This window comes from Mesorhizobium sp. P2_B11, assembly GCF_056404855.1.
Genome location: NZ_JBFUDF010000002.1, coordinates 572808 through 595766 on the forward strand (window position 1 = coordinate 572808; position 22959 = coordinate 595766).

Here is a 22959-nt window from a genome sequence, read left to right on the forward strand (position 1 = left end):
GCTCTCACAAGCGCCGGACGCCGGCCAAGGACGGGATCACAGAAAAATGAAATGGCTCAATTCGCTCATCGTCGCCGGAACGCTGCAGGTTCTGGCTGTCACATCCGGTCATGCCGGCGCCAATCTCGACCAGATCAAGCAGGCCGGCACCATCAAGGTCGGCACGGAAGGCACCTATGCGCCTTTCACCTATCATGACGATTCAGGCGCGCTGGTCGGCTTCGACGTCGAGATCGCCAAGGCGATCGGCGACAAGCTCGGCGTGAAAGTCGAGTTCCTCGAAGGCAAATGGGACGGGCTGATCGCCGGTCTCGACGCCAACCGCTATGACGCCGTCATCAACGAGGTCGGCATCACCGACGCACGCAAGGCGAAGTACGACTTCTCCGATCCCTACATCGCCTCCAAGGCGGTGCTGATCGTGCGCGGCGACGACACCGCCATCAAGACCTTTGCCGATCTCAAGGGCAAGAAGGCGGCGCAGTCGCTGACCTCGAATTTCGGCAAGCTCGCCGAGACCAATGGCGCCGAACTCGTCGGCACCGACGGCTTCGACCAGTCGATCCAGCTTTTGCTCACCGGCCGCGCCGACGCCACCATCAATGACAGCCTGTCCTTCCTCGACTTCAAGAAGCACAAGCCCGATGCCAATGTGAAGATCGCCGCGCAGGAAGAAAACGCCGACTATTCCGGCGTCATCGTGCGCAAGGGCGATCCGGAACTGGTGGCCGCTATCAACAAGGCGCTGGCCGACATCAAGGCCGACGGCACCTACAAGAAGATCGCCGATACCTATTTCGGCCAGGACGTTTCGCAGTAACGAAGGTCTCCCGGCGGTTTGCCGGCAACGACACAAGAGCGGCGGGCCGTCTTTGACGGCTCGCCGTTTTTCGCATGATATGAGAAGCACATAATCGCACTGCCGGTCATCGCCGGCGGTCTGTGAGCGAAGGAGCCGTTCGTGCCGCACTGGCTGCATCTGATGCTGGATTCGTTGCCGACGCTGTTGTGGGCGGCACTGATCTTCACCGTACCGCTGACGCTGCTGTCGTTCGCGCTCGGCCTGTTCGTCGGGCTGGTTGTCGCCCTGGTACGGCTGTTCGGGCCGAAGCCGCTGGTCGCCGTGGTTCGCTTCTATGTCTGGATCTTTCGCGGCACGCCGCTTCTGGTGCAGCTGTTCCTGATCTTCTACGGCCTGCCCTCGGTCGGCATATTGCTCGATGCGTTTCCGGCGGCGCTGATCGGCTTCACCCTCAACATCGGCGCCTACAGCTCCGAAATCATCCGCGCGGTGATCGGCTCGGTGCCGAAGGGGCAGTGGGAAGCCGCCTATTCGATCGGGATGACCTGGAGCCAGGCGATGCGGCGCACCATCCTGCCGCAAGCCGGCCGCGTCGCGGTGCCGCCGCTCTCCAACACGTTCATCTCGCTGGTCAAGGACACGTCGCTGGCGGCGGCGATCACCGTGCCGGAGATGTTCCAGGCGGCGCAGCGCATCGTCGCCACCACCTATGAGCCGCTGATCCTCTATGTAGAAGCGGCGATCCTTTATCTGGCGATGAGCTCGGTGCTGTCGGCCTTGCAGACGCGGCTTGAAACGCGGCTCAACCGCTATGGCGGCTTCCTGGAGGCGCGCTCATGATCGGCCTCACCGACATCGAAAAGCGCTTCGGCGACAATCTCGTGCTGAAGGGTGTTACGGTCACCATCGCCGAAGGCAGCGTCACCGCGCTGGTCGGCCCGTCCGGTGGCGGCAAGAGCACGCTGCTGCGTTGCATCAACCTCCTGGAAATCCCGACCTCGGGCACGGTGCGCATCGGCGACGAGACGCTGCAATTCCGCCCCGGCATCAAGATCCCCAGCCGGGACATCCAGCGCCTGCGGCTGCAGACCGGCATGGTGTTCCAGAATTTCCAGCTGTTCCCGCACCGCACCGCCATCGAGAATGTCATGGAGGGGCTGGTGACGGTGCTGAAATGGCCAACGGCAAAGGCGCGGGAGCGGGCGCTGGCGCTGCTCGAGAAGGTCGGCATGGCGCACAAGGCGGATGCCTGGCCGGCGACGCTGTCAGGCGGCCAGCAGCAGCGCGTGGCGATTGCCCGCGCGCTGGCGCCGTCGCCAAAGGTGCTGCTCTGCGACGAGCCGACCTCGGCGCTCGATCCCGAACTGGCGCAGGAAGTGGTCGACGTGCTGGGAAAGCTCGCCAGCGAAGGCACGACCATGGTGATGGCCACGCACGATCTGCGCCTCGCCTCCAAGATCGCGCAGGAGGTGGTGTTCCTCGACGCCGGTGTCGTCGTCGAGAAGGGGCCGTCCTCCGTGGTGTTCGCTAACCCGGAGCGCGAACGGACGAAACGTTTTATCGCCACGCTGAAGCAGGAAGCCGAGAAGGAAGGTAGCTGAGTTCCCTACCTCCCCCTTGTGGGGAGGTCGGACCGAAGGTCCGGGTGGGGGTCGGTGCCGCACCCCCACCCGGCTGCTTCGCAGCCACCCTCTCCACAAGGGGGAGGGTAAAAACAAAAAACCCGGCACAAGGCCGGGTTTTTCATGAATTCGACGGTGGAAGCGATCAGGCAGCTTCTTCCTGTTCGGCTTCCTCATTGTCGGCCTTGGCGCCGCGCTTAGGGCCCTTGTTGAGGTTGACCTCGATCAGGCGCACGGCTTCGGTTTCCGACATGCGGTTGACCGCGGCGATCTCACGAGCCATGCGATCGAGTGCCGCCTCATAGAGCTGACGCTCGGAATAGGACTGCTCCGGCTGGTTGTCGGCGCGGTAGAGGTCGCGCACGACTTCCGAGATCGAGATCAGATCGCCCGAATTGATCTTGGCATCATATTCCTGGGCGCGGCGCGACCACATGGTGCGCTTGACGCGGGCGCGGCCCTGCACGACCTTCAGCGCGCGCTCGACATAATCCTCTTCCGACAGCTTGCGCATGCCGATGGAGGTCGCCTTGGCGACCGGCACCTTCAGCCGCATCTTGTCCTTCTGGAAGTCGATGACGAACAGTTCCAGCTTGTGGCCAGCTACTTCCTGCTCGTCGATCGAGACGATCTGGCCGACGCCGTGCGCCGGATAGACGATGTACTCGCCGGTCTTGAAACCGTGACGTGCCGCGCTGGACTTCTTCTGCGGGGTGATCGTTGCCATTACGCCCTGAACTCCTTGTTGTGGTACCGGCGGCCTGCCGGTCCGAACGCCTGCGACCGGGGACACCGATCGTTAGCCGCACAACAGATGAACCCATCGGAAAAAGCCGGGACCGGCACCGCCTGCATAGCGACTGCCTGGCCCAGATTGCTCTGGTCCGATTGGGGATTTCACCTTTCGATGATTTTGGGCGCTTGCGCCATAAATCGACGTTGTGTCACCGGCATGTTTCAGTCTGTGTAACACAAAAAGTCGGAAGAATCAAGGTTTTGCTGCAAACGCGAAGGTCGAGCGCCGTCGCCGCCTGTCAAGGCAGTTATTGTGTCATCGGCGTTACGCAGCGTTATGACGGCCGATCGGCCCTCTTGTTTTCCAGTTTGCGCATGGTCCTTTCCGAAATCGATTCCGATTTCGGGGCCATGCGCTAGTCGCCTTCGCCTGGCTCGGCGGAGAAATATTTCTCGAACTTGCCGGTCTCGCCATCGAAGGTCTTGGCGTCGGCCGGAGGCTCCTTCTTGGCGGTGATGTTGGGCCACTTCTCGGCGTATTCGGTGTTGACCTGCAGCCATTTGTCGAGACCCGGCTCGGTGTCGGGCTTGATCGCGTCGGCCGGGCATTCCGGTTCGCAGACGCCGCAGTCGATGCACTCGTCGGGATGTATGACGAGCATGTTCTCGCCTTCGTAGAAACAGTCGACCGGACAGACCTCGATGCAGTCCATGTACTTGCATTTGATGCAGTTGTCGGTCACGACATAGGTCATTGGTCGGCTCCGGGATGTCCCGTTTTTGTCAGGCTTTTTTGGTGAGGTAACGCCTTTGCCTGCCGCTTGCAAGGGCGGCCATGCCTGGCGGGACCGGCGCTTCCGAAATGGAATTCCAGATCACCGCCATGGCGAAGAGCGCCAAGGCTTCAGTCTTCACCGAACAGCCGGTCGGTTTGCCTGCGTTCTTTCTTGGTCGGCCGGCCGCTGCCGGCCTCGCGCAACGCGGGAATGGCATCGGGAACAGCCTCGCCTTTTGGCACCGGCGGCGGGGACATGTCCTCGTAGAGCGTGCGGGCTTCTTCGGCCGGGCCACGCCGCACGCCTGTCGCCAGCACCTTCCAGACGGAGATGCGGCGATCAAGTGTGATGGTCAAAACGTCGCCAGGCTTGACCAGATCCGATGCCTGCGCTGCTTTGTCGCTGTTGATGCGAACGCGTCCGGCGACCACCAGCTTGGCCGCCAGCGAGCGCGATTTCACCGCACGCGAAAAGAACAGCCACTTGTCGATGCGTTGCCGGCCTTCTGCGACCATCGCGCCGTGCTATCTCTTTTTGGGGAGCATGATCTCCGGACAAAACGGTCCCCGTTTTGTCTGAGAAAACCGGTTCCCACTTTTCGGGATCATGCTCGGAGCCTACTTCTTCAGCTGGTCGCGCAAGGCGGCGAGCTTGGCGAAGGGCGAGTCCGGGTCGAAGCGCACGGGACGTTCCTCGCGCGGCTTGGCCTGGAACGCCGGCTTGCCGCCTTGCGGGCCGCCTTTGCCTTCCGGCCTGCCACCTTTCCAGTCGGGGCGGCCTTCGCGGGGACGCTCGCCTTGCGGCTTGCCCTCGCGGCGCTGTTCGCCTTCGGCCTGCGGCTTTGGCTTGAACTTCGAGCGGTCGAAGCGCGGCTTGGCAGCACCGTCGCGCTGGTCGCGCCGGCCCTGATAGGCTGGGCGCTCGCCGGTTGCGGGCTGTCCGCCGGCGGCGTCCGCAGGTGCCTCGCCGCGCGCGGCCTGGCCATTGCGCGGTCGATTGTCGCGGCGGTTGTCCTGGCGATGGCGCGGGCGCTGCTCGAAACGGCCCTGGCGCCACAGGAGGATCGGCTTTGGGGCCTCCGCTTCGGCGGCAGGCTCGACGGCTCCACCCTCCCCCTCGTGGGGAGGGTCGGCGCGCAGCGCCGGGGCGGGGGCCGCGCCGGCGTCGGCAGCGTCGGCTGTGCCTGCTTCGTCTGCGCTATCACCCCCACCCGCGTCGCTTTGCGACGCGACCTCCCCCATCGAGGGGGAGGTAGGGGCGTCGGCGCTTTCGGTGACGGTGGCGTCAGCGGCAGCTTCTGCGGCGACCGGAACGTCGTCCGCTATTTCTGCCGGAGCTTCGACCTGCACTTCCGCAACAGCCTCCACTGCGGGTTCGGCTGCGGGCTCTACGGTATCCTCTGACGTACCCTCTGCGGCGGTAGCTTCAATAGCCGCATCCGGCTCAGTGCCCTCGGCCGGCGCGTCGACAATGGCGTCGGCATTGGCCGCTGCTTCCGCCGCCTGGGCCTGTTCGGCCTTTGCAGCCGCTTCAGCCAGCTTGGCGGCCGCGGCTTCGCGCGCGGCATTGTCCTGCGCTTCCAGCCGCGCCTTGACCTCTGCGGGCGGCTTTGGCTCGGCGCGGTAGCCAAGGCCTTTCAGGATCTCTTCCATGTCGTCGGCGGTGGCGCCGAGGATCGACATCATCGGCGGCGTCACCATGAAGGACTGGCCGTCATAGGCGCCGTCCGGGCGCTGGCCGAGGCCGGGCTTCCAGTTGGTCGCCGGGCGGATCAGGTCGGCCAACCGTTCCAGAATGTCGATGCGCACGGCGCGGCGGCCGAGATTGCGATAGCCGGCGAGCTTGTAAAAAGTCTTGTCGAAGGCCGGGTCGATGACCACCGAGGTGCGGCCGGAGGCCAGCGCGTGCACCACGTCGCCAAAGCCGGGCTTATCCTTGCCGTCGTTCTTCAGCGCCCACAAAAGTGTAATCAGTCCGGCGGGTGCGGGCTTGATCAGCGCCGGCACGAAGACATGGTAGGCGCCGAAACGGACACCGAGCCGGCGGAGTGCCGCGCGTCCCTCCTGGTCGAGCGACTTCATCTCTTCGGCGATGTCGCGGCGGTTGATGAGGCCGAAATGCTCTACGAGCTGGAAGGCGATGCCACGGCCGATGCCGGTGATCTGCTCGGCATTCTTCAAGTCGACCAGCGGCTTCAGCAGCGACTCGATCTGGAAATTGACGAAGCGCTCGGCGCGGGCGGCGACCTTGTCGCGGGCGGGGCCGGTCAGCTGCTCGTCGGCCAAAAGCACCAGGCGCGGCTTCAGCGCGTCTTCGCCGGAGACCAGCGTGCCGATCGGCGCGCCGATCCAGCGCAGCGTGCCGTCGGAGCCGAGTGCCAGGTCGCCATTGGCGCAGGCGCCGAAGCGTTCGGCGCGCGCGTCGAACTCGGCGGCCAGCGCTTTTTGCGCTGCCGTGCGCACGGCCTTGGCGTCTTCGCCGCCGGCGCTCTGGTCGGCGGTGAAGCGGAACCCTTGCAACTCGCCGACATGATGGCCTTCGACAAGGACGGTTCCGGTAGGACTGATTTCGGCTTCAGGCATTGTATTTTCTCTAAGGCGCCGCATGAGGACGGAAGTCCTGCGGTCTACAAACCGTTTCGTCAACCGCTCATGCAGCGCATCCGACAATCTGTCTTCGATTTCGCGCGTCTTTTCCTGCCAGTGTGCCTGATCGGCCAGCCAGCCCGGCCGGTTGGACACGAATGTCCAGGTGCGGATCTGAGCAATGCGGTGCGACAGCGTATCGATATCGCCTTCGGTCGTGTCGGCCCGGCGCACCTGCTCGGCCATGTAGTTCTCGTCGACATGGCCGTGTTTGGCGAGGTCCGTGTAGATCGAGGCGATCAGGTCGGAGTGCTGGGCCGGCGCGATCTTGCGGTAGTCGGGCAGCGCGCAAGCCTCCCACAGCAGCGCCACGCGCTTGGAATTGGTGGCGAGCGCGCGGATCTCCTCGTCGCGGGAGAGATGCTCGAGCGCCTGCGCATCGACTGCCGGCAGCGCCCGCGTCAGGCCTTCGACCGGCGCGTTGGTCTCGATCGAGCGTTTCAGCGCGTCGAGGCTGGCGAAATCGAAATGCGCGGTGCGCCACTGCAGCACCTTCACCGGGTCGAATTCATGGCCTTCGATGCGCTTGACCAGTTCTTCATCGAGTGGATCGACCTGGCCGGTGACGCCAAAAGTGCCGTCGCGCAGATGGCGTCCGGCGCGGCCGGCGATCTGGCCGAGCTCGGCAGCCGTCAGATTGCGATACTGGTAGCCGTCGAACTTGCGGTTCTGGGCGAAGGCGACATGGTCGAGATCGAGGTTGAGACCCATGCCGATGGCGTCTGTGGCGACGAGATAGTCGACGTCGCCCGCCTGGAACATCGCCACCTGAGCGTTGCGGGTACGTGGGCTGAGCGCGCCGAGCACGACGGCGGCGCCACCTTGCTGGCGGCGGATCAGTTCGCCGATGGCATAGACCTCGTCGGCGGAGAAGGCGACGATGGCGGTGCGGCGCGGCAAACGGGTCAGCTTCTTCGAACCGGCATAGGCGAGATGCGAAAGCCGTGGCCGCGTCACCACCGACACGCCCTTCAGCAGGCGCTGCAGGATGCCATGCATGGTGGCGGCGCCGAGCAGCAGCGTTTCCTGGCGGCCGCGCAGGTGCAGGATGCGGTCGGTGAAGATATGGCCGCGTTCGAGATCGCCGGCCAGTTGCACCTCGTCGATGGCGACGAAAGCGGCATCGGTCTCGCGCGGCATCGCCTCGACGGTGCAGACCGAATATTTCGCGCCGGGCGGCTGGATTTTTTCCTCGCCGGTGATCAGCGCCACCTTGTGGGCGCCGACCTTTTCGCAGACGCGGGCGTAGACTTCTCGTGCCAGAAGGCGGAGCGGCAGGCCGATGATGCCGCTCTCATGCGCGACCATGCGCTCGATGGCGAGATGGGTCTTGCCGGTGTTGGTCGGCCCAAGCACAGCGGTCACGTCGCGGCCCGACAGGATCAGCGGTTCGGTATGTTTCGGCTGGATGTTCATCGGCCCGGAAATGAGGCTTTCTGCATCGTGTTGTCGGGAGCGCACCTTAAATGGCGCGTATGACAGGCGACACATAGGGATTTCAGCCGCGAAGCGAAAGCGGAATGTTCCGGCCGTCAGTTGCGGAGTCGTCTTCGAGGTCTGGATTCGCTGCCGATTAACAGTTGGAACGAGTCTGGAACGAATCGGCGACGAATCAGTGACTCAAGCAGATTCACTTTTTGTTCACGGCTACATGTGGGTTTTGCGACCGCGAGTCTCACCACATGCTGAATCCATTGAACTGGCCCGATTCATGCAAGGCGAGCTTAGCCATTAACCTTGGCCGGCGAAGCTTGGTCATCGGTCAACTGCTATTGGCCAAGATTATGAAATTATTGACTTTTTTTAACGAGCCCTAACCATTTGGCCGGGCAATTCGGCGTTCGCCATTAACGTTTCGGTCAAAGCCGGAACAAATCGACGACAAATCAGGGATGTCAGGATTTTCCCGGTTTGTTCACCCCAATATGTTGTGTTATCCACAGCTTACCCACCGAGAATTCACAGCTTGTGAAGCGGGTTTCGCACAGGGGCCAGCGGCCGCCGTTAATCTTTGCGTGCCGGAATGGGGCAGTACCTCCACGAGGAAGTCTGGGAGCATGTCCGTCGGCGACAAAAAAACGGGCCAGTCAACGGCCCGTTTTTCTCTCAGCCGAACATCTTGGTCTCAGGCGAAGTACTGGCCGCCATTGGCGGTGATGGTCGAGCCGGTGATGAAGCCGGCGTCTTCGGAGGCGAGGAAGACGACGCAGCGTGCGATCTCTTCGGGCTCGCCGAGGCGGCCGACCGGGATCTGCGGGATGATGCGTTCGTTGAGCACCTTCTCGTCGATCGCCTTGACCATCTCGGTGGCGATGTAGCCGGGACAGATGACGTTGACGGTGATGCCGGCGCGAGCCCCTTCCTGGGCGAGCGCCTTGGAGAAGCCGATGTCGCCGGCCTTGGCGGCGGAATAGTTGACCTGGCCGGCCTGGCCCTTCTGGCCGTTGATCGACGAGATGGTGATGACGCGGCCGAACTTGCGGTCGCGCATGCCACCCCACAGCGGATGCGTCATGTTGAAGACGCCCGAAAGGTTGGTGTCGATGACCTCTTTCCACTGCTCGCGCGTCAGCTTGTGGAACATGGCGTCGCGGGTGATGCCGGCATTGTTGACCAGCACAGAGACGGGGCCGAGATCGGCCTCGACCTGTTTGATCCCGGCCGCACAGGCGTCGTAGTCGGCGACGGACCATTTGTAGGTCTTGATGCCGGTCTCGGCGCTGAATTTCGCCGCAGCCTCGTCATTGCCGGCATAGTTGGCGGCAACGGTGTAACCCGCATTTTTCAGGCCGATCGAAATGGCGGCGCCGATGCCGCGCGATCCACCGGTGACGAGCGCTACTTTGGTCATGTGTCCTCCCAGGCATTAAGGTTGTCGCATGAACGAGTGGGTAATTCCTCTTTCCCCACTCGCTTCCGTTGGTACCTAATTGTCGTTATTACAGCGCTTCCACGCACAAGGCGACGCCCATGCCGCCGCCGATGCAGAGCGTGGCGAGACCCTTCTTGGCGCCTCGGCGGCGCATCTCGAAAACCAGCGTGTTGAAGACGCGTGCGCCCGACGCGCCGATCGGATGGCCGATGGCAATGGCGCCGCCATTGACGTTGACGATCGAAGTATCCCAGCCCATGCCCTTGTTGACGGCACAGGCCTGGGCGGCGAAGGCTTCGTTGGCCTCGACGAGGTCGAGGTCCTTGACCGACCAGCCGGCCTTCTCCAGCGCCCGCTTCGAAGCGGGAATAGGTCCGGTGCCCATGATCGCCGGATCGACGCCTGCGGTTGCCCAGGACGCGATGCGCACCAGCGGGGTAATGCCGCGACGGGTGGCTTCGGCCTCGGTCATCAGCAGCGCGCCGGCGGCGCCGTCATTGATGCCGGAAGCATTGGCGGCGGTCACCGTGCCGTCCTTGTCGAAGGCCGGCTTCAGCTTGGTCATGGCGTCGATGGTGGCGCCGTGGCGGATGTATTCGTCCTGATCGACGACGGTGTCGCCCTTCCTGCCCTTGATGGTGACGGCGACGATCTCGTCCTTGAACTTGCCGGCCTTCTGCGCGGCCTCGGCCTTGTTCTGCGAGGCCAATGCGAACTGGTCCTGGTCATCGCGGGTGATCTGGAACTGGCGGGCGACGTTCTCGGCGGTGTTGCCCATGTGGTAGCCGTTGAAGGCATCCCACAGGCCGTCCTTGATCATGGTGTCGATCATCTTGTAGTCGCCCATCTTGACCCCGGCGCGCAGGTGCTCGGCGTGCGGCGACAGCGACATTGATTCCTGGCCGCCGGCGATGATCACCTTGGCGTCGCCAGTGGCGATCTGCTGCATGCCGAGCGCGATGGCGCGCAGGCCCGAGCCGCAAACCTGGTTGAGGCCCCAGGCGGTGGTCTCCTTGGGCAGGCCGGCATTGATCGATGCCTGGCGGGCGGGGTTCTGGCCCTGGGCTGCCGTCAGCACCTGGCCGAGAATGACCTCGTCGACTTCACCCGGCTCGACGCCGGCGCGCGACAGAAGCTCCTTGATGACGACGGCGCCAAGCTCATGCGCCGGGGTGGCGGCGAAGGCGCCGTTGAAGGAGCCGACAGCGGTGCGGGCGGCGCTGGCGACGACGATTGAATTGGCAGCGGACATGTTTCTCTCCAGACTTCGAGGTCGTATTCTCTAGTGTTGTTGGGACTTTTCTTGCCCGTTCCACACCCCAAGTCAAACCGGAAATGGGCATGCCGGCCATGCGCCGCAAGCAGGGCACGAGCGGCCGGCGCGATCGCTTGGCCATTGCTGCGCAGCATATTTGGCCCGCCATGCAGCAATAAATGATGCCGCACTGCACAAAGCGCTTGGAATTATGGAGCTTTTGCGCATATCCTTAAAAATGGCGCAATCGTTACCGGCGGCTTACTCAGGCGCGCCGGTGTCCCCGGGAGGATGCTGATGGCCGCGAAAGACGACCCAATCATTATCAAGAAATATGCCAACCGCCGTCTCTACAACACCGGCACCAGCACCTATGTGACGCTCGAGGATCTGGCCGAGATGGTCAAGAAGGGCGAGGAGTTCACCGTCCAGGACGCCAAGACCGGCGACGACATCACCCATCCGGTGCTGACGCAGATCATCTTCGAGCTGGAGAACAAGGACGGGCAGAACATGCTGCCGATTCCGTTCCTGCGCCAGCTGATCGCCTTCTACGGCGACCAGATGCAGATGATCGTGCCGAGCTTCCTCGAACAGTCGATGATCGCCTTCTCCAAGGAACAGGAACGCTTCCGCGAGCAGATGAAGGGCGCGATCGGCAAGTCGCCACTCGACGTGATGAAGATCGCCACGCCGATCAAGGCGCTGGAAGAGCAGACGCGTCGGAACATGGAAATGTTCCAGAACGCCATGCGCTTGTTCACGCCGTTCCCGTCAGCCACCTCGAACGGCGCTGCCGCGGCCGCACCCGAGCCGGCCCGCAAGGAAGCGCCGGAAAAAGGCGGCGACGACCTTCAGGAGTTGAAGGAACAGATCGCCGCCATGCAACGCAAGCTCGACACTATGTCGTAGCGGCGGCCGTATGGCCTGACCGGTTCAACCCGGTTGGGCCTTGCCGTCACGGGTCGATTTTCAGCTGCCACGGTTCCCAGATTTCATCGGGCTGCCCGCCGAGCGAGCGGTAGAAGGCCTTCGCCGGCAGGTTGGATTTCAGCACCGTCCATTTGATGGCGGAGGCGCCAATGTCGGCGGCGTATTGGCGAAGGTGTTCAACAAGGGCATGGCCGACCGCCATGCCTCGAGCTGCCTCGGCGACGTAGAGTTCCTTCAGCCAGACAATCGGCTTCAGATCGTAAGTCCAGGGGATGATGTAGTGGACGGCGATGCCGACGATGACGTCCTCTTGCTCCGCCACGAGCACGCCGAACCGGGGCGATGGCCCCAGCCCGTGCTCGATGAGGTCCGCTTCGGTGAGGCGGAACTTGTCGTCATAGCCCTCGAAGACGGCCAGCGCCCGCATGAGAACGAGCACCGCGCCGACATCCTGCCGCGCGAACGGACGAACTGTAGCCATCGTCTTCTGCATTCTTTCGCTTGTCTGCCAGGTCGACCATATCGCGTACACGCTCCCGCGCCAGCTAGCGATCATGCACTAAAGACGCCGGGCTCCTTGCCAGAAGCGAAGGGGAGTTCCTCGTCCTGCCAGCCGGTGATGCCGCCGATCATGATCTTTGCGGGACGGCCGAGGCTGGCCAGCTTGAAGGCCGCCCGATCCGCGCCATTGCAATGGGGTCCGGCGCAATAGACGACGAACAGCGTCTGCGCCGGCCACTGCGCCATCCGCTCGGCTGATATTTCGCGGTGCGGCAGATGCAGCGCGCCCGGCACATGGCGGCGTTCATAGGCGTCCGGCGAACCGACCACATGCAGAAGCACAAAATCCTGCTCGCCGCTGCGCAGCACTGCTGCGACATCGGAACAGTCGGTCTCGACGGAAAGCCGGCGCAGGAAATGGTCGCGGGCGATGTCCGGCGATGCCGCCGGAATGTCTGTGACGTAGCTCATTTCGCTTATCTCCGTTGCTGATGCGACGGAGAGATAAAGCACCTGATAGAGTGATTGCAGCTGGCAGCTTTGCCATATATCGTCAAGATCATGCCAAATGTGCTCTCCGCCCACCCGCGTCCTGCCAACCCGCTCGTCGTAGCAGTTGCCTATGACGGCTTGTGCACGTTCGAGTTTGGCGTGGCAGTCGAAGTCTTCGCCTTGCCCAGGCCGGAAATGGGCAAGGATTGGTACCGTTTTGCCGTCGCCGGGATCGATGCCGGTGAAATGCGCGCGCTGGGCGGCGTGCGTATCGTCGCCGATGGCGGGGTCGATCTGATCGGCCAGGCCAGCACGGTGATTGTTCCCGGATGGCGCGGATCGGAGGCGCCGGTGCCGCCGGTGCTGATCGAGGCGCTTCGCAAGGCACACGAGCGCGGCGCCCGCATTCTGTCGATCTGTTCGGGCGTGTTCGTGCTTGCCGCTGCCGGCCTGCTTGCAGGCAAAAGGGCGACCACGCATTGGCGCTACAGCGAGAAGCTGACGGAGCTGTACCCCGACATCACCGTGGTTCCTGATGTCCTCTACATCGATGAGGGAAATGTGCTGACGTCGGCGGGCAGTGCCGCGGGCATCGACCTTTGTCTGCATCTGGTCAGGCGCGACTTCGGCACCAAAGCCGCAAACATGGTGGCGCGTCGTCTGGTGGTGCCGCCGCATCGCGACGGCGGTCAGGCGCAGTATGTCGAGAGTTCGGTTCCCGAACCGCACGAGCGCAGCCGACTTGGACCGCTGATCGACAGGATGCGCGCCGATATTTCCGCCGACTATTCCGTCGCCACTCTGGCCGGGCTTGCCGGGATGAGCGAGCGGACATTTCTGCGCCGGTTCGCGGCCGCAACCGGCGTCACGCCGGCACGCTGGCTGCTTTCGGAACGGCTGTCGCGGGCGCGCACGCTGCTGGAAGACACCGCCATGCCGATCGAGCTGATTGCCGAGACCGCCGGCTTTGGCGCGGCCGGGACATTGCGGCATCACTTCCGTCAGCAGTTTTCCACGACCCCCGTCGCGTATCGCGCGCGGTTCGGGGCCAATGCCAAGTCGGCCTGACGCCGGTCAAACAATGCGCTGTCAGGTCAACGACCCCTCATAGCGGCCACGCGGCCTGATGATGCTGCCGCTCATGATCTGTTCGACCATATGCGCGGCCCAGCCGACGCTGCGCCCAAGCGCAAACAGCTGGAATGGCGCATCGCGCGGCAGGCCAAAACTGCGCGTCAGCGCGGCCAGGGCAAAGTCGATGTTCGGGTGTGTGCCGGTCGCGGCGAAGGCGGCCTTTTCCAACTGTTGCAGTGTCTCGTCGACGGGGATGACTGCCAGAAGTGCGGTGGCTCGCGGATCGCCTTCGGGATAGAGCGGATGGCCGAATGCCGGCAAGGGCCGGTCATGGCCAAGCCAGCGGCGGATCGCCGCCTCGGCGCCGTGCCGAGCCGCATCCTCCGCCAGTTGCAGCACCGCTTCCCCGGCGCCGCCGTGGCGCGGGCCGGTCAGCGTCGCCAGGCCCGCCAGCAGGCAGGCGGAAGGCGAAGCTCCGGTCGAGGCGGCGACGCGGGCAGTGAAGGTCGATGCGTTGAGTTCATGATCGGCGAGCAGGACGAGGGCGCAGCGGATCGCCTCCGCGCCGGCATCATCCACCGACCAGCCCTGCGCCAGACGTCGATGGACAGGCGCTGTGCCGGCTGCAGCACCCAACGATTGCGCCAGCGCTGCTATTGTGTGCGCAGCCTCGGCGCACAGTGAGGCGGCGCTGCGTCCCAGCGAAGGCCGCGCCTGGCCGGCCAGCATGGCAAGCTGGGCAAAGGCGGCAGCGCGACCGGCTGAATGAGGTGGCTCAGACGACGGTGCCTTGAACGCCACCGGTTCGGCCGAAGCCCAGAGCACGGCGGCGGTTTCCTCTAACGTCGCCGATCTGGCGAGCGCAACGGCATCCTGACCGCGATAGATGAGGCGACCATGCAGAACGGTCGAAATCGCCGTTGCGATCGACGGCTCGCCCCAGGCAATCGCGCTCTCGGCGATGGCAGAGGGGCTGCGTCCGCGCGCCCGGCGGGTTGCCAGGGCGGCGATGTCGTCGGCACGGTACTGGCTGCGGCGCGGATCAGTCTCATCCGGCCGCATGCCGATGCGTCCACGGCTGACATAGGCGTAGAGCGTTTGCGGCCGGACTTTCAGCCTTTCCAGCGCCTCTTCCCGCGACAGCCATTCGGACATTTCGAGCCTGATATTGATTATATTGATCAAGATTGATTATGGCGCGGTTCGACCCTTATCTCTTGTGGAGAAAAGTCGCAAGGAGATGAGACATGGCAAACGGGCTCGATGATGTGGTGGCTGCGGAGACCGTGCTCTCCGATGTTGATGGCCTCGGCGGCCATCTGACGATCCGCGGTCATTCGCTACCGGAACTCGCCGGTCGCTGGCGCTACGCGCAGGTGGTGCGCCTGCTGCTGGATGCCTTCTTCGATGACCTTCCCGGCGATGCCGAACTGGCAGCGCGACTGGGCGAGGCTCGCGTCGAGGTGTTCGAACGGCTCAAGCCTTCGCTGCCACTTTTAGCGCCGCTCGAAATCTACAGCGCCATGCGCGCCGGCATGGCGCTGCTGCCGGACGGCGAGACGCTGACGGACGCCTTGCGGCTGATAGCGGCGCCCGCGGTGCTAACGCCGGCCCTGCTGCGCTTCAAGCGCGGCGTGCAGCCGATCACGCCGGATGCCAAGGCCGATCATGCTGCCGACATGTTGCGGATGCTCAAGGAGTCGGTCCCGTCGCCGGCTTTGGCAAAAGCGCTCGACACCTATCTGGTCACCGTCTGCGACCACGGCCTCAACGCCTCGACTTTTGCTACCCGCGTCGTTGCTTCGACGCAGGCCGGGCTGACATCTTCCATCCTGGCCGGGCTCGGCGCGCTCAAGGGGCCGCTGCACGGCGGCGCGCCCGGGCCGGTGATCGAGATGCTCGATGCAATCGAGGCGCATGGCGATGCCGCCACCTGGCTGCGCGACGAAATCCAGCAGGGCAGGCGCATCATGGGCTTTGGTCACCGCATCTACCGCGTGCGCGATCCGCGCGCCGACGTGCTGAAAGCGGTCGTGCGGCAACTCGGCAGCGAAGGCGAAACCGGCCGCCGGCTGGCCTTCGCCGAAAAGGTCGAGCAGACGGCGCTCGAGGTGCTTCGCATCGCCAAGCCGCAGCGCTCGCTGCAGACCAATGTCGAGTTCTACACCGCGCTCGTGCTGGAAGCGGCGGGTTTTCCGCCGCAGGCCTTCAGCAATGTCTTCGCCGCCGGCCGCGTCGCCGGCTGGATCGCGCATGCGCGCGAACAGCAGACGACCGGACGGCTGATCCGTCCGCAGTCGCGCTATATCGGGCCGGTGCCGAAGCTTGTGGCCTGAGACCTCAAGAAAGATTCTTGCGAAGAGGACCCCCACCCTAGCCCTCCCCACAAGGGGGAGGGAAGCTGCCGCACGCCATGCTTTTTGGCGTCGAACCTCGGCGATTTGCGGAGATGAGCGCCTACCAAGTCTCCCTCCCCCTTGTGGGGAGGGATTAAGGGTGGGGGTATTCGTAAGGCGGGGACTTCGGCGGGAAGAACATTTTCCTCATGACCAAAATTTCATGTGATCACGCGACCGTGTTCGTGTTCTTGCCTCGGTCATCACTTACATGCTGCACTGCAACATAAGTCCACTGCCGTCGAACCCTCTCGATTCCCGGGCGGGATGAGACAGCAGCGACCAAACCGATACAGGAACGCCATGACGAAAAACGGCAAGGCGGAGGAAACGAAAAAGATCAACATTGCGCTACAGGGCGGCGGCTCGCACGGGGCTTTCTCCTGGGGCGTGCTCGACCGGCTGCTGGAGGATGGCAGGCTCGATATTTCGGCGGTTTCCGGCACCAGCGCCGGCGCCATGAATGCCGTGGCCCTGGCCGACGGTTTTGTGCGCGGCGGCGTTGAAGGCGCACGCAAGAAGCTCGACGATTTCTGGCGCGCGGTGGCGGCGAAGGGCCGCTTCAGCCCGGTGCAACGCATGCCGTGGGACGTCGCTTGGGGCAACTGGTCGATCGAGAACACGCCCGGCTATTTCTTCTTCGACACCATGTCGCGGGTGTTCTCGCCCTATGTCGCCAATCCGCTCGGGCTGAACCCGCTGCGCGACGTGGTCGAGCAGGAGATCGATTTCGCCAATGTCCACGCCTGCAAGTCGATGGAGCTGTTCATTTCGGCGACCAATGTCGAGACTGGCCAGCTGCGGGTGTTTTCCGATGGCGAGATCGATCTCGACACGGTGATGGCCTCGGCCTGCCTGCCGCAACTGTTCCGCGCCGTCGAGATCAAGGGCGTGCCCTATTGGGATGGCGGCTATGGCGGCAATCCGGCGCTTTACCCGTTCTTCAAGACGGCGGCGACCGAGGATGTGCTTCTGGTGCAGATCAATCCGGTGGTGCGCGAAGGCACGCCAAAAAGCGCTAATGAAATCCAGAACCGCATCGACGAGATCACCTTCAATGCCGGGCTGCTGAACGAGTTCCGTTCGATCGCCTTCGTCAAGGAGCTGATCGCCGCCGGCCGTCTGCCGCGCGGCGAATACCGCGACATCCGCATGCACCGCATCGATGCCGACGAGGCGTTCAAGGATCTGTCGGCGTCGTCGAAGGTCAATGCCGAATGGGCGTTCCTGAGCTATCTCAGAGATCTCGGCCGCACGGCAGCCAGCGACTGGCTGGAGGAGAATTACGACGCCGTGGGCAAGCGGCCGACGCTTGATCTCTCCGGCGAACTGGACGACGGCTTCAAGCCGGTGCGCGGCCCTGCGCCGGGCCGCCGGGTCAAGGAATTCCTCGCTGCGCGCAAGAAGCCGGAAGCGGAACGCCGTCAGGCCTGAAGGGCGAGGTCGATCACCTTGACCAGCGCGGCCGCGGCCGTGCGCTGTTCGTCCGGGTCGCTGATGCGCGCTTTCATGCCTTCCAACCCGTCAAGCAGCATGTCGGCGAGCAGACGCGCCGACAGGCCCTTGGCCGCCAGATCGGCGCCGTTGCGCCTGGCTTCGCTGTCGATCGCCGCGGCGATATGCGCGCCAAGGCCGTCGCGCCAGCAGCCGACGAGGTCGGCAAGGCTCGACTTCATGTCGAGCAGTTCGGCGCCGTGCGGCGAGGCAATGACGGTGCGCATCATCGAGATCAGCGCTTCGTCGATGGCCCGCATGACGCGCTCGGCAAAAGCGCCTTCGCCGGCCAGCGCGATTTTTGCCGCCTCGACCGAGCGCGACAAGATCATCATCGCTATGGCGCGAAAAATGTCGGTCTTGTTCTTGAACAGCAGATAGAGCGCCGGCCGCGACATGTCGGCGGCGCGCGCAATGTCGTCCATGGTGGTGCGCGAAAAACCATAGGCCAGGAACACCTTCAAGGCGCCGTCCAGAATACGGATGCGCCTGGGGTCTGTGGTGGTGATGTCTTCGATCTGATTCACGGCTGCGACACTATCTGCGGAACCTCTATTGACAAAATTACGAAATTTGTCAACTTGTAAAGGCGAGATGGCAGTCAGCCATTTCGCCCGGGCTATGGACGACAACGAAGGGTATCCCCATGCGCCTCACGGTCGACGGCCAGTCGTTCGACATCGATGCCGATCCCGAAATGCCGCTGCTGTGGGCGCTGCGCGACCTCATCGGCAAGACCGGACCGAAATTCGGCTGCGGCATCGCCGCTTGTGGCGCCTGCACGGTCCATGTCGACGGCCAGCCGGTCCGCTCCTGCTCACTGCCGGTCGGCCAGGCGACAGGCGCCATCACCACCATCGAGGGCATCGGCACGCCGGGCAAGCTGCATCCTGTGCAGCAGGCCTGGCTGGAGGAGCAGGTCGCGCAATGCGGCTATTGCCAGGCCGGCCAGATCATGAGCGCGGTGGCGTTGCTCGACGAGGTTGCCGACCCGACCGACGCCGACATCGACAACGCCATGGGCGGCAATCTCTGCCGCTGCGGGACCTATCCGAAGATCCGCGCCGCCATCAAGAAGGCGGCTGTCCTCAAGACGGCGGGGCTCTGATCATGGCCAGTGTCGGAAAGATCGCGCGGCGCAGTTTTCTCATCGGCGCGGCGGCCATCGCCGGTGGCGTCGCCGTCGGCTATTACTATTACCGCAAGCCCTACCCGAACCCGCTGGAAGGCGATCTCGCCGCCGGCGAGGCGACTTTCAATCCTTATGTGAAGATCGGCGCCGACAACTCCATCACCATAGTCGCGCCGCGCGCCGAGATGGGGCAAGGCATCTCGACGACGCTTGCCGTCATGGTCGCCGAAGAGCTCGATGTCAGCCTCGACCAGGTCAAGGTCGAACACGGACCGGCCTCCTACGCCTACTACAATGCGGCGATCCTGGAAGAGGGCGGCCCGTTCGCTTTCTTCGACGAGAGCATGACCGCCGAGGCGGTGCGTTCTGGTCTGGGCGTGGTCGGCAAATTCCTCGCCTTGCAAGGCACTGGCGGCTCGGCCTCGACCCGCGACGGTTTCGTCAAGATGCGGCAGGCGGGTGCGGCCGCGCGGCAGATGCTGATCGCGGCGGCGGCGCAGAAGCTTGGCGTCGCCGCAGCCGATCTGGAAACGGCCAATGGCTCGATCCTGCACAAGGCATCAGGCAAGTCGCTGACCTATGGCGAGGTCGCCGCGAGCGCTGCCGCAATGGCGCCGCCGGCCGAAGTCCGGCTCAAGGACAAGGCCGACTGGAAGCTTTTGGGCAAGCCGCAAAAGCGCATCGACATGCTGGCCAAGGTCACCGGCGCGCCGATCTTCGGCATCGATGTCAGGCTGCCGGACATGCTCTACGGCACGGTGAAGATGAGCCCGCGCTTCTGGTCAAAGCCGGTCAAGGCGGACCTAGCCGAGGCGGGAAAAATGCCGGGCGTGATCAAGATCGTGCCACTCGAAACGAACTACGGCCATGGCTTCGGCATCATCGCGGAAAACACCTGGGCGGCGTTCAAGGCGGCCGATGCGATCGACGCCAAGTGGGCCGATCCCGAATATCCGCTGGACAGCGCCGCCATCTCCGAAGTGCTGAAGCAGGCGCTGGCCACCAAAGGTTCGGCGCTGCGCGACGATGGCGATATTGCCAAGGCTTTTGCCGATGCGCCGCGCGAAAAGATCATCGAGGCGGACTATGCTGTGCCCTATCTGGCACACGCAACGATGGAGCCGATGAATGCCACGGCGCGGCTGAAGGATGGCGTCCTCGACATCTGGTGCGGCAACCAGGCGCCGACGCTGGTGCGGCAGCTCTGCGCCAATGTCCTCGGCATAGAACAAGACAACGTCACGGTGCACACCACCTTCATGGGCGGTGGCTTCGGCCGCCGAGTCGAGATGGACTATGCGCTGTGCGCGGCGCTGATGGCGAAAGCGGCCGACGGACGCCCTGTCAAAGTGACGTGGACGCGCGAAGAGGACATGCGCCACGACGCCTACCGGCCGGCGGCCGTCGGCAAATTTCGCGCGAGGCTTGGCGATGACGGCCTGCCGGTCGCCGTCGACATGACGATCGCCTCGCCATCGGTGATCGCCGGCACCTTGCGCCGGTTGTTTCCCTCGATATCGCCACTCGGCCCCGACAAATCCATCGTCGATGGCGCCTACGACCAGCCCTACACCATCCCGAACTATCGGGTGACCGGCATCGCGGCACCCGTCACCATCCCCGTCGGTTCCTGGCGATCGGTCGGCAGTTCGATCAATGGCTTCTTCCACGAAGGATTTCTGGACGAAATCGCCGTGGCCGGAAAGACCGACCCGGTCGCGTTGCGCAAGACACTGATGGCCGCCTATCCCTCAGCGGTCGCGGTGGTGGAGAAGGTCGCCGCGATGGCGAAATGGGGTGAGGCGTTGCCAGCCGGCAAGGCCAAGGGCATGGCCTTCACGCTGTCCTTCGGCAGCTGGGTCGGCGAGATCGTCCAGGTGGCCGACACGCCGGCCGGCATCCGCATCGAGAAGGTGTGGATCGCTGCCGATGTCGGCACCGCGCTCGACCCAGGCATCATCGAGGCGCAGCTCATCTCGGCCGCCATCTACGGTCTGTCGGCGGCGATGGGCCAGGAAATCACCTTCGCCGACGGCATGGTCGAACAGTCGAATTTTCACGACTTCGATGCCATGCGCATCTTCCAGTGCCCGGCCTTCGAAGTCGCGATATTGGAGAATTTCCATAAGATGGGCGGCGTCGGCGAGATCGGCACGCCGCCGGCGGCGCCCGCACTGGCCAATGCCATTTTCGCGCTCACCGGCAAACGCATCCGGACACTGCCGCTGTCGAAGGCGGTGGCCTTCGCATGAAAAAGCTCCTCATCATCCTGACGTCTGTTGCCACCCTGTTGTCAGGGTCGCTCTTCGCAACCGCACAAGAAAGCCAGACACCGGCGCCGGCGGCGGTCGACCCCGCCAAAGGCTTGCCCGAATGGAACAAGATCTACGCCGTGTTCTCGCATCCGCGCTGCGCCGACTGCCATGTCGCCGACGACCGGCCGCGCTGGTCTGGCGCTCATTATGGCGGCACGCGCGTTCATGCCTTCAACGTCCAGCGTGGCGCCGACGGCTCCGGCTTCGGCAATCCGGGCCTGCGCTGCACGACGTGTCATTTCGCCAGCAATTCCAGTGCATTGCACGGACCGCCCGGTGCTGAGAACTGGCGTCTGGCGCCCGCCGAGATGGTCTGGTTTGGCAAATCCTCGGCGGAAATCTGCGCCCAGATCAAGGATCGCAACCGCAATGGCGACCGCAGCCTGGAGGATGTTGCGCTGCATGTGCGCGACGACAAACTGGTCGCCTGGGGCTGGGCGCCAGGTGCAGGTCGCGAGCCGGCGCCCGGCTCGGCCGAAGCGACCTATCAAGCAATCGAGAACTGGATGGCGGCAGGCGCGCCGTGTCCCGTGACGCAATGATCGCGCAACTTTTGTGACTATATTGCGCTGCAACTTTGATGTAGAAGCGCGGGTCGCCGTTCACGGCAAATTGAACACGGCCTAGCGCGCACCCATATCGGCGACGCGCCCGAGTTGAAAGACGCGGAAGCACCTACAAGACGGTTTGGCCGAACCCCACAGTGGAAAAACGATGATGCCGAAAATCAGGTTTCACAAGCTTGCCGCTATAGTCGTGCTCATCGGCTTTGCTGCCTGGATGGGAACAGGCGCGTTCTCGTCCGTAGGCAGCGCCGCTGTGGAAGGCGCGGCGAAGGCCGGCGATCAGGCCAAGCCAGGCGATCAGGCCAAGGCGCCGGATGCTGCCAAGCCGAAGGCCGCCGAGGCAGAGCCCAAGGCACCGCTGCGCACCGTCGCGGTGGTGACGCCGCCGCGCAAGACCTATGCCCGCGCCATCCGTATTTCCGGGCTGACCGAGGCCGACAAGCGCGCAGTGCTCGCCACGCGCGTCGCCGGCGTCATCGAGAAGCTGCCGGTCAAGCAGGGCGATCACGTCAAGACCGGCGATCTGGTGCTGATGCTGGCGGCAGAAGAAAAGATCTCGATGGTCGACAACGCCAAGCAGTTGGTCGTGCAGCGCCAGGCCGAATTGGAGGCATCGCTGAAGCTGATGAAGACCGGCAACCTGCCCAAGCTGCAGCTCGACACCGCGCGCTCGAACCTGACCGCGGCGCAGTCGCAGCTGGAGACGGCGCAGGCCGAACTCGACCGCAATCTGGTCAAGGCGCCCTTCGATGGCGTCATCGACCGCGTGCCGGTGGAGCTTGGCAGCTCCGTCATGCAGGGCGGCGAAGTCGCCACCATCCTCAAGCTCGATCCGGTGATTGCGCGCGGCGAAATCAGTGAACGCGACCTCGGCTATCTCAAGCTCGGCGACAAGGCCGCCGTGCGCCTCGTCAGCGGCCAGACCGTCGAAGGCACAGTGCGCTACATCAGCCGCGACGCTTCGACGGCGACCCGTACCTTCCGCGTCGAGATCGCCATCCCCAATGGCGACGGCTCGGTGCCGGCTGGCATGACGGCTGAGATTGCGCTCAGCGCGCTGCCGACCGACGCCGTCATGTTGCCGCGCTCGGTGGTGACGCTGAGCGACAAGGGCGACCTCGGCATCCGCGCCGTCGACAAGGACAACAAGGTGGTGTTCTTCCCGATCGACCTGGTCGACGATTCGCCTAGAGGCCTCGTGCTTGGCGGCATTCCTGCGGACGCCCGCGTCATCGTCGCCGGCCAGGAACTGGTCAAGGAAGGCGATGTCGTCAAGCCGGTCGAGGCCGACCAGGCGATCATCCAGAAACTGTTGGGCGAAGCGACAACGCAGTAGCGCCGGGATGTCT

21 protein-coding genes are annotated in these 22959 nt (G+C 64.0%); 11 read left to right on the top strand and 10 right to left on the bottom strand.

Features of this window, described 5'->3' with window-relative positions; all coding sequences use genetic code 11:
- The first annotated feature begins 46 nt into the window (after nt 1–46).
- The 3 genes from AC1DYJ_RS07125 (at nt 47) to AC1DYJ_RS07135 (ending at nt 2403) form a co-directional block, all read left to right on the top strand.
- Complete coding sequence (locus tag AC1DYJ_RS07125) at nt 47–820, top strand: amino acid ABC transporter substrate-binding protein (protein WP_477283922.1); 774 nt, start codon at nt 47–49, stop codon at nt 818–820.
- A 141-nt stretch (nt 821–961) separates the two neighbouring features.
- Complete coding sequence (locus AC1DYJ_RS07130) at nt 962–1642, top strand: amino acid ABC transporter permease (RefSeq protein WP_477283920.1); 681 nt, start codon at nt 962–964, stop codon at nt 1640–1642.
- The gene (locus AC1DYJ_RS07135) at nt 1639–2403 is read left to right on the top strand and encodes an amino acid ABC transporter ATP-binding protein (protein ID WP_477283918.1); all 765 of its coding nucleotides are present in this window, start codon (nt 1639–1641) and stop codon (nt 2401–2403) included. The genes AC1DYJ_RS07130 and AC1DYJ_RS07135 overlap by 4 nt, the downstream gene beginning before the upstream one ends.
- Nucleotides 2404–2569: 166 nt before the next feature.
- Here AC1DYJ_RS07135 and AC1DYJ_RS07140 read toward each other — a convergent pair whose 3' ends face one another.
- The 6 genes from AC1DYJ_RS07140 to AC1DYJ_RS07165 form a co-directional block, all read right to left on the bottom strand.
- Nucleotides 2570–3151 carry a CarD family transcriptional regulator gene (locus tag AC1DYJ_RS07140; RefSeq protein ID WP_111544498.1) on the bottom strand — a complete coding sequence of 194 codons (582 nt, stop codon included), beginning with the start codon at nt 3149–3151 and terminating at the stop codon, nt 2570–2572.
- A gap of 424 nt (nt 3152–3575) precedes the next feature.
- Nucleotides 3576–3914, bottom strand: a complete 339-nt coding sequence (gene fdxA, locus AC1DYJ_RS07145; protein ID WP_142869280.1) for a ferredoxin FdxA — start codon at nt 3912–3914, stop codon at nt 3576–3578.
- Between the two features lie 149 nt (nt 3915–4063).
- Nucleotides 4064–4450, bottom strand: a complete 387-nt coding sequence (locus tag AC1DYJ_RS07150) for an RNA-binding S4 domain-containing protein (protein ID WP_477283916.1) — start codon at nt 4448–4450, stop codon at nt 4064–4066.
- Nucleotides 4451–4552: 102 nt separating this feature from the next.
- Nucleotides 4553–7996, bottom strand: coding sequence for a helicase-related protein (locus AC1DYJ_RS07155; RefSeq protein WP_477283914.1), 3444 nt, complete (start codon nt 7994–7996; stop codon nt 4553–4555).
- 709 nt (nt 7997–8705) lie between these two features.
- Entirely contained in the window at nt 8706–9431 is a 726-nt protein-coding gene (gene phbB, locus AC1DYJ_RS07160) for an acetoacetyl-CoA reductase (protein WP_477283912.1), read from the bottom strand.
- An 88-nt stretch (nt 9432–9519) separates the two neighbouring features.
- Complete coding sequence (locus AC1DYJ_RS07165; protein WP_477283910.1) at nt 9520–10704, bottom strand: acetyl-CoA C-acetyltransferase; 1185 nt, start codon at nt 10702–10704, stop codon at nt 9520–9522.
- Nucleotides 10705–11004: 300 nt separating this feature from the next.
- Here AC1DYJ_RS07165 and phaR point away from each other — a divergent pair, with 300 nt between their 5' ends.
- The gene (gene phaR / locus AC1DYJ_RS07170; protein WP_477283908.1) at nt 11005–11619 is read left to right on the top strand and encodes a polyhydroxyalkanoate synthesis repressor PhaR; all 615 of its coding nucleotides are present in this window, start codon (nt 11005–11007) and stop codon (nt 11617–11619) included.
- Nucleotides 11620–11665: 46 nt separating this feature from the next.
- On the opposite strand, the gene AC1DYJ_RS07175 is transcribed toward phaR, so the two are convergent.
- Both AC1DYJ_RS07175 and AC1DYJ_RS07180 read right to left on the bottom strand, forming a co-directional pair.
- The gene (locus AC1DYJ_RS07175) at nt 11666–12121 is read right to left on the bottom strand and encodes an N-acetyltransferase family protein (protein ID WP_477283906.1); all 456 of its coding nucleotides are present in this window, start codon (nt 12119–12121) and stop codon (nt 11666–11668) included.
- A 71-nt stretch (nt 12122–12192) separates the two neighbouring features.
- Complete coding sequence (locus AC1DYJ_RS07180) at nt 12193–12612, bottom strand: rhodanese-like domain-containing protein (RefSeq protein WP_477283905.1); 420 nt, start codon at nt 12610–12612, stop codon at nt 12193–12195.
- 90 nt (nt 12613–12702) lie between these two features.
- Here AC1DYJ_RS07180 and ftrA point away from each other — a divergent pair, with 90 nt between their 5' ends.
- On the top strand, nt 12703–13701 hold the full coding sequence (ftrA, locus tag AC1DYJ_RS07185) for a transcriptional regulator FtrA (RefSeq protein WP_477283903.1): 999 nt from the start codon (nt 12703–12705) through the stop codon (nt 13699–13701).
- 21 nt (nt 13702–13722) lie between these two features.
- Here the strand turns inward: ftrA and AC1DYJ_RS07190 are convergent, their stop codons facing one another.
- Nucleotides 13723–14862 carry a citrate/2-methylcitrate synthase gene (locus AC1DYJ_RS07190; RefSeq protein ID WP_477283901.1) on the bottom strand — a complete coding sequence of 380 codons (1140 nt, stop codon included), beginning with the start codon at nt 14860–14862 and terminating at the stop codon, nt 13723–13725.
- A 92-nt stretch (nt 14863–14954) separates the two neighbouring features.
- Here AC1DYJ_RS07190 and AC1DYJ_RS07195 point away from each other — a divergent pair, with 92 nt between their 5' ends.
- Together AC1DYJ_RS07195 and AC1DYJ_RS07200 are read left to right on the top strand one after the other, a co-directional pair.
- Nucleotides 14955–16043, top strand: a complete 1089-nt coding sequence (locus AC1DYJ_RS07195) for a citrate synthase/methylcitrate synthase (protein WP_477283899.1) — start codon at nt 14955–14957, stop codon at nt 16041–16043.
- Between the two features lie 363 nt (nt 16044–16406).
- Complete coding sequence (locus AC1DYJ_RS07200; protein ID WP_477426000.1) at nt 16407–17537, top strand: patatin-like phospholipase family protein; 1131 nt, start codon at nt 16407–16409, stop codon at nt 17535–17537.
- Here AC1DYJ_RS07200 and AC1DYJ_RS07205 read toward each other — a convergent pair.
- Nucleotides 17528–18124, bottom strand: coding sequence for a TetR/AcrR family transcriptional regulator (locus AC1DYJ_RS07205; RefSeq protein ID WP_477283895.1), 597 nt, complete (start codon nt 18122–18124; stop codon nt 17528–17530). The two genes, AC1DYJ_RS07200 and AC1DYJ_RS07205, sit on opposite strands and share 10 nt — an antisense overlap.
- Before the next feature lie 119 nt (nt 18125–18243).
- On the opposite strand from AC1DYJ_RS07205, the gene AC1DYJ_RS07210 reads away from it, so the two are divergent.
- The 4 genes from AC1DYJ_RS07210 to AC1DYJ_RS07225 all read left to right on the top strand — a co-directional run bounded on the left by AC1DYJ_RS07210 (nt 18244) and on the right by AC1DYJ_RS07225 (nt 22946).
- Nucleotides 18244–18705 (top strand): (2Fe-2S)-binding protein, encoded by a 462-nt coding sequence (locus AC1DYJ_RS07210; protein ID WP_142869292.1) that lies wholly within the window; start codon nt 18244–18246, stop codon nt 18703–18705.
- Nucleotides 18706–18707: 2 nt separating this feature from the next.
- Nucleotides 18708–20981 (top strand): xanthine dehydrogenase family protein molybdopterin-binding subunit, encoded by a 2274-nt coding sequence (locus AC1DYJ_RS07215; RefSeq protein ID WP_477283893.1) that lies wholly within the window; start codon nt 18708–18710, stop codon nt 20979–20981.
- Entirely contained in the window at nt 20978–21586 is a 609-nt protein-coding gene (locus AC1DYJ_RS07220; protein WP_477283891.1) for a hypothetical protein, read from the top strand. Before AC1DYJ_RS07215 ends, AC1DYJ_RS07220 begins: the two co-directional genes overlap by 4 nt.
- Before the next feature lie 175 nt (nt 21587–21761).
- Nucleotides 21762–22946, top strand: a complete 1185-nt coding sequence (locus AC1DYJ_RS07225; protein ID WP_477283889.1) for an efflux RND transporter periplasmic adaptor subunit — start codon at nt 21762–21764, stop codon at nt 22944–22946.
- Nucleotides 22947–22959: the final 13 nt, after the last annotated feature.

What these genes read in the sequence shown, in the direction of transcription:
- AC1DYJ_RS07125 (WP_477283922.1), top strand. Translation starts at nt 47, where the DNA reads ATGAAATGGCTCAATTCGCTCATCGTCGCCGGAACGCTGCAGGTTCTG.
- AC1DYJ_RS07135 (WP_477283918.1), top strand. Translation starts at nt 1,639, where the DNA reads ATGATCGGCCTCACCGACATCGAAAAGCGCTTCGGCGACAATCTCGTG.
- AC1DYJ_RS07140 (WP_111544498.1), bottom strand. Translation starts at nt 3,151, where the DNA reads ATGGCAACGATCACCCCGCAGAAGAAGTCCAGCGCGGCACGTCACGGT.
- fdxA (WP_142869280.1), bottom strand. Translation starts at nt 3,914, where the DNA reads ATGACCTATGTCGTGACCGACAACTGCATCAAATGCAAGTACATGGAC.
- AC1DYJ_RS07150 (WP_477283916.1), bottom strand. Translation starts at nt 4,450, where the DNA reads ATGGTCGCAGAAGGCCGGCAACGCATCGACAAGTGGCTGTTCTTTTCG.
- AC1DYJ_RS07155 (WP_477283914.1), bottom strand. Translation starts at nt 7,996, where the DNA reads ATGAACATCCAGCCGAAACATACCGAACCGCTGATCCTGTCGGGCCGC.
- phbB (WP_477283912.1), bottom strand. Translation starts at nt 9,431, where the DNA reads ATGACCAAAGTAGCGCTCGTCACCGGTGGATCGCGCGGCATCGGCGCC.
- AC1DYJ_RS07165 (WP_477283910.1), bottom strand. Translation starts at nt 10,704, where the DNA reads ATGTCCGCTGCCAATTCAATCGTCGTCGCCAGCGCCGCCCGCACCGCT.
- phaR (WP_477283908.1), top strand. Translation starts at nt 11,005, where the DNA reads ATGGCCGCGAAAGACGACCCAATCATTATCAAGAAATATGCCAACCGC.
- AC1DYJ_RS07175 (WP_477283906.1), bottom strand. Translation starts at nt 12,121, where the DNA reads ATGGCTACAGTTCGTCCGTTCGCGCGGCAGGATGTCGGCGCGGTGCTC.
- AC1DYJ_RS07180 (WP_477283905.1), bottom strand. Translation starts at nt 12,612, where the DNA reads ATGAGCTACGTCACAGACATTCCGGCGGCATCGCCGGACATCGCCCGC.
- ftrA (WP_477283903.1), top strand. Translation starts at nt 12,703, where the DNA reads ATGCCAAATGTGCTCTCCGCCCACCCGCGTCCTGCCAACCCGCTCGTC.
- AC1DYJ_RS07190 (WP_477283901.1), bottom strand. Translation starts at nt 14,862, where the DNA reads ATGTCCGAATGGCTGTCGCGGGAAGAGGCGCTGGAAAGGCTGAAAGTC.
- AC1DYJ_RS07195 (WP_477283899.1), top strand. Translation starts at nt 14,955, where the DNA reads ATGGCAAACGGGCTCGATGATGTGGTGGCTGCGGAGACCGTGCTCTCC.
- AC1DYJ_RS07200 (WP_477426000.1), top strand. Translation starts at nt 16,407, where the DNA reads ATGACGAAAAACGGCAAGGCGGAGGAAACGAAAAAGATCAACATTGCG.
- AC1DYJ_RS07210 (WP_142869292.1), top strand. Translation starts at nt 18,244, where the DNA reads ATGCGCCTCACGGTCGACGGCCAGTCGTTCGACATCGATGCCGATCCC.
- AC1DYJ_RS07215 (WP_477283893.1), top strand. Translation starts at nt 18,708, where the DNA reads ATGGCCAGTGTCGGAAAGATCGCGCGGCGCAGTTTTCTCATCGGCGCG.
- AC1DYJ_RS07220 (WP_477283891.1), top strand. Translation starts at nt 20,978, where the DNA reads ATGAAAAAGCTCCTCATCATCCTGACGTCTGTTGCCACCCTGTTGTCA.
- AC1DYJ_RS07225 (WP_477283889.1), top strand. Translation starts at nt 21,762, where the DNA reads ATGCCGAAAATCAGGTTTCACAAGCTTGCCGCTATAGTCGTGCTCATC.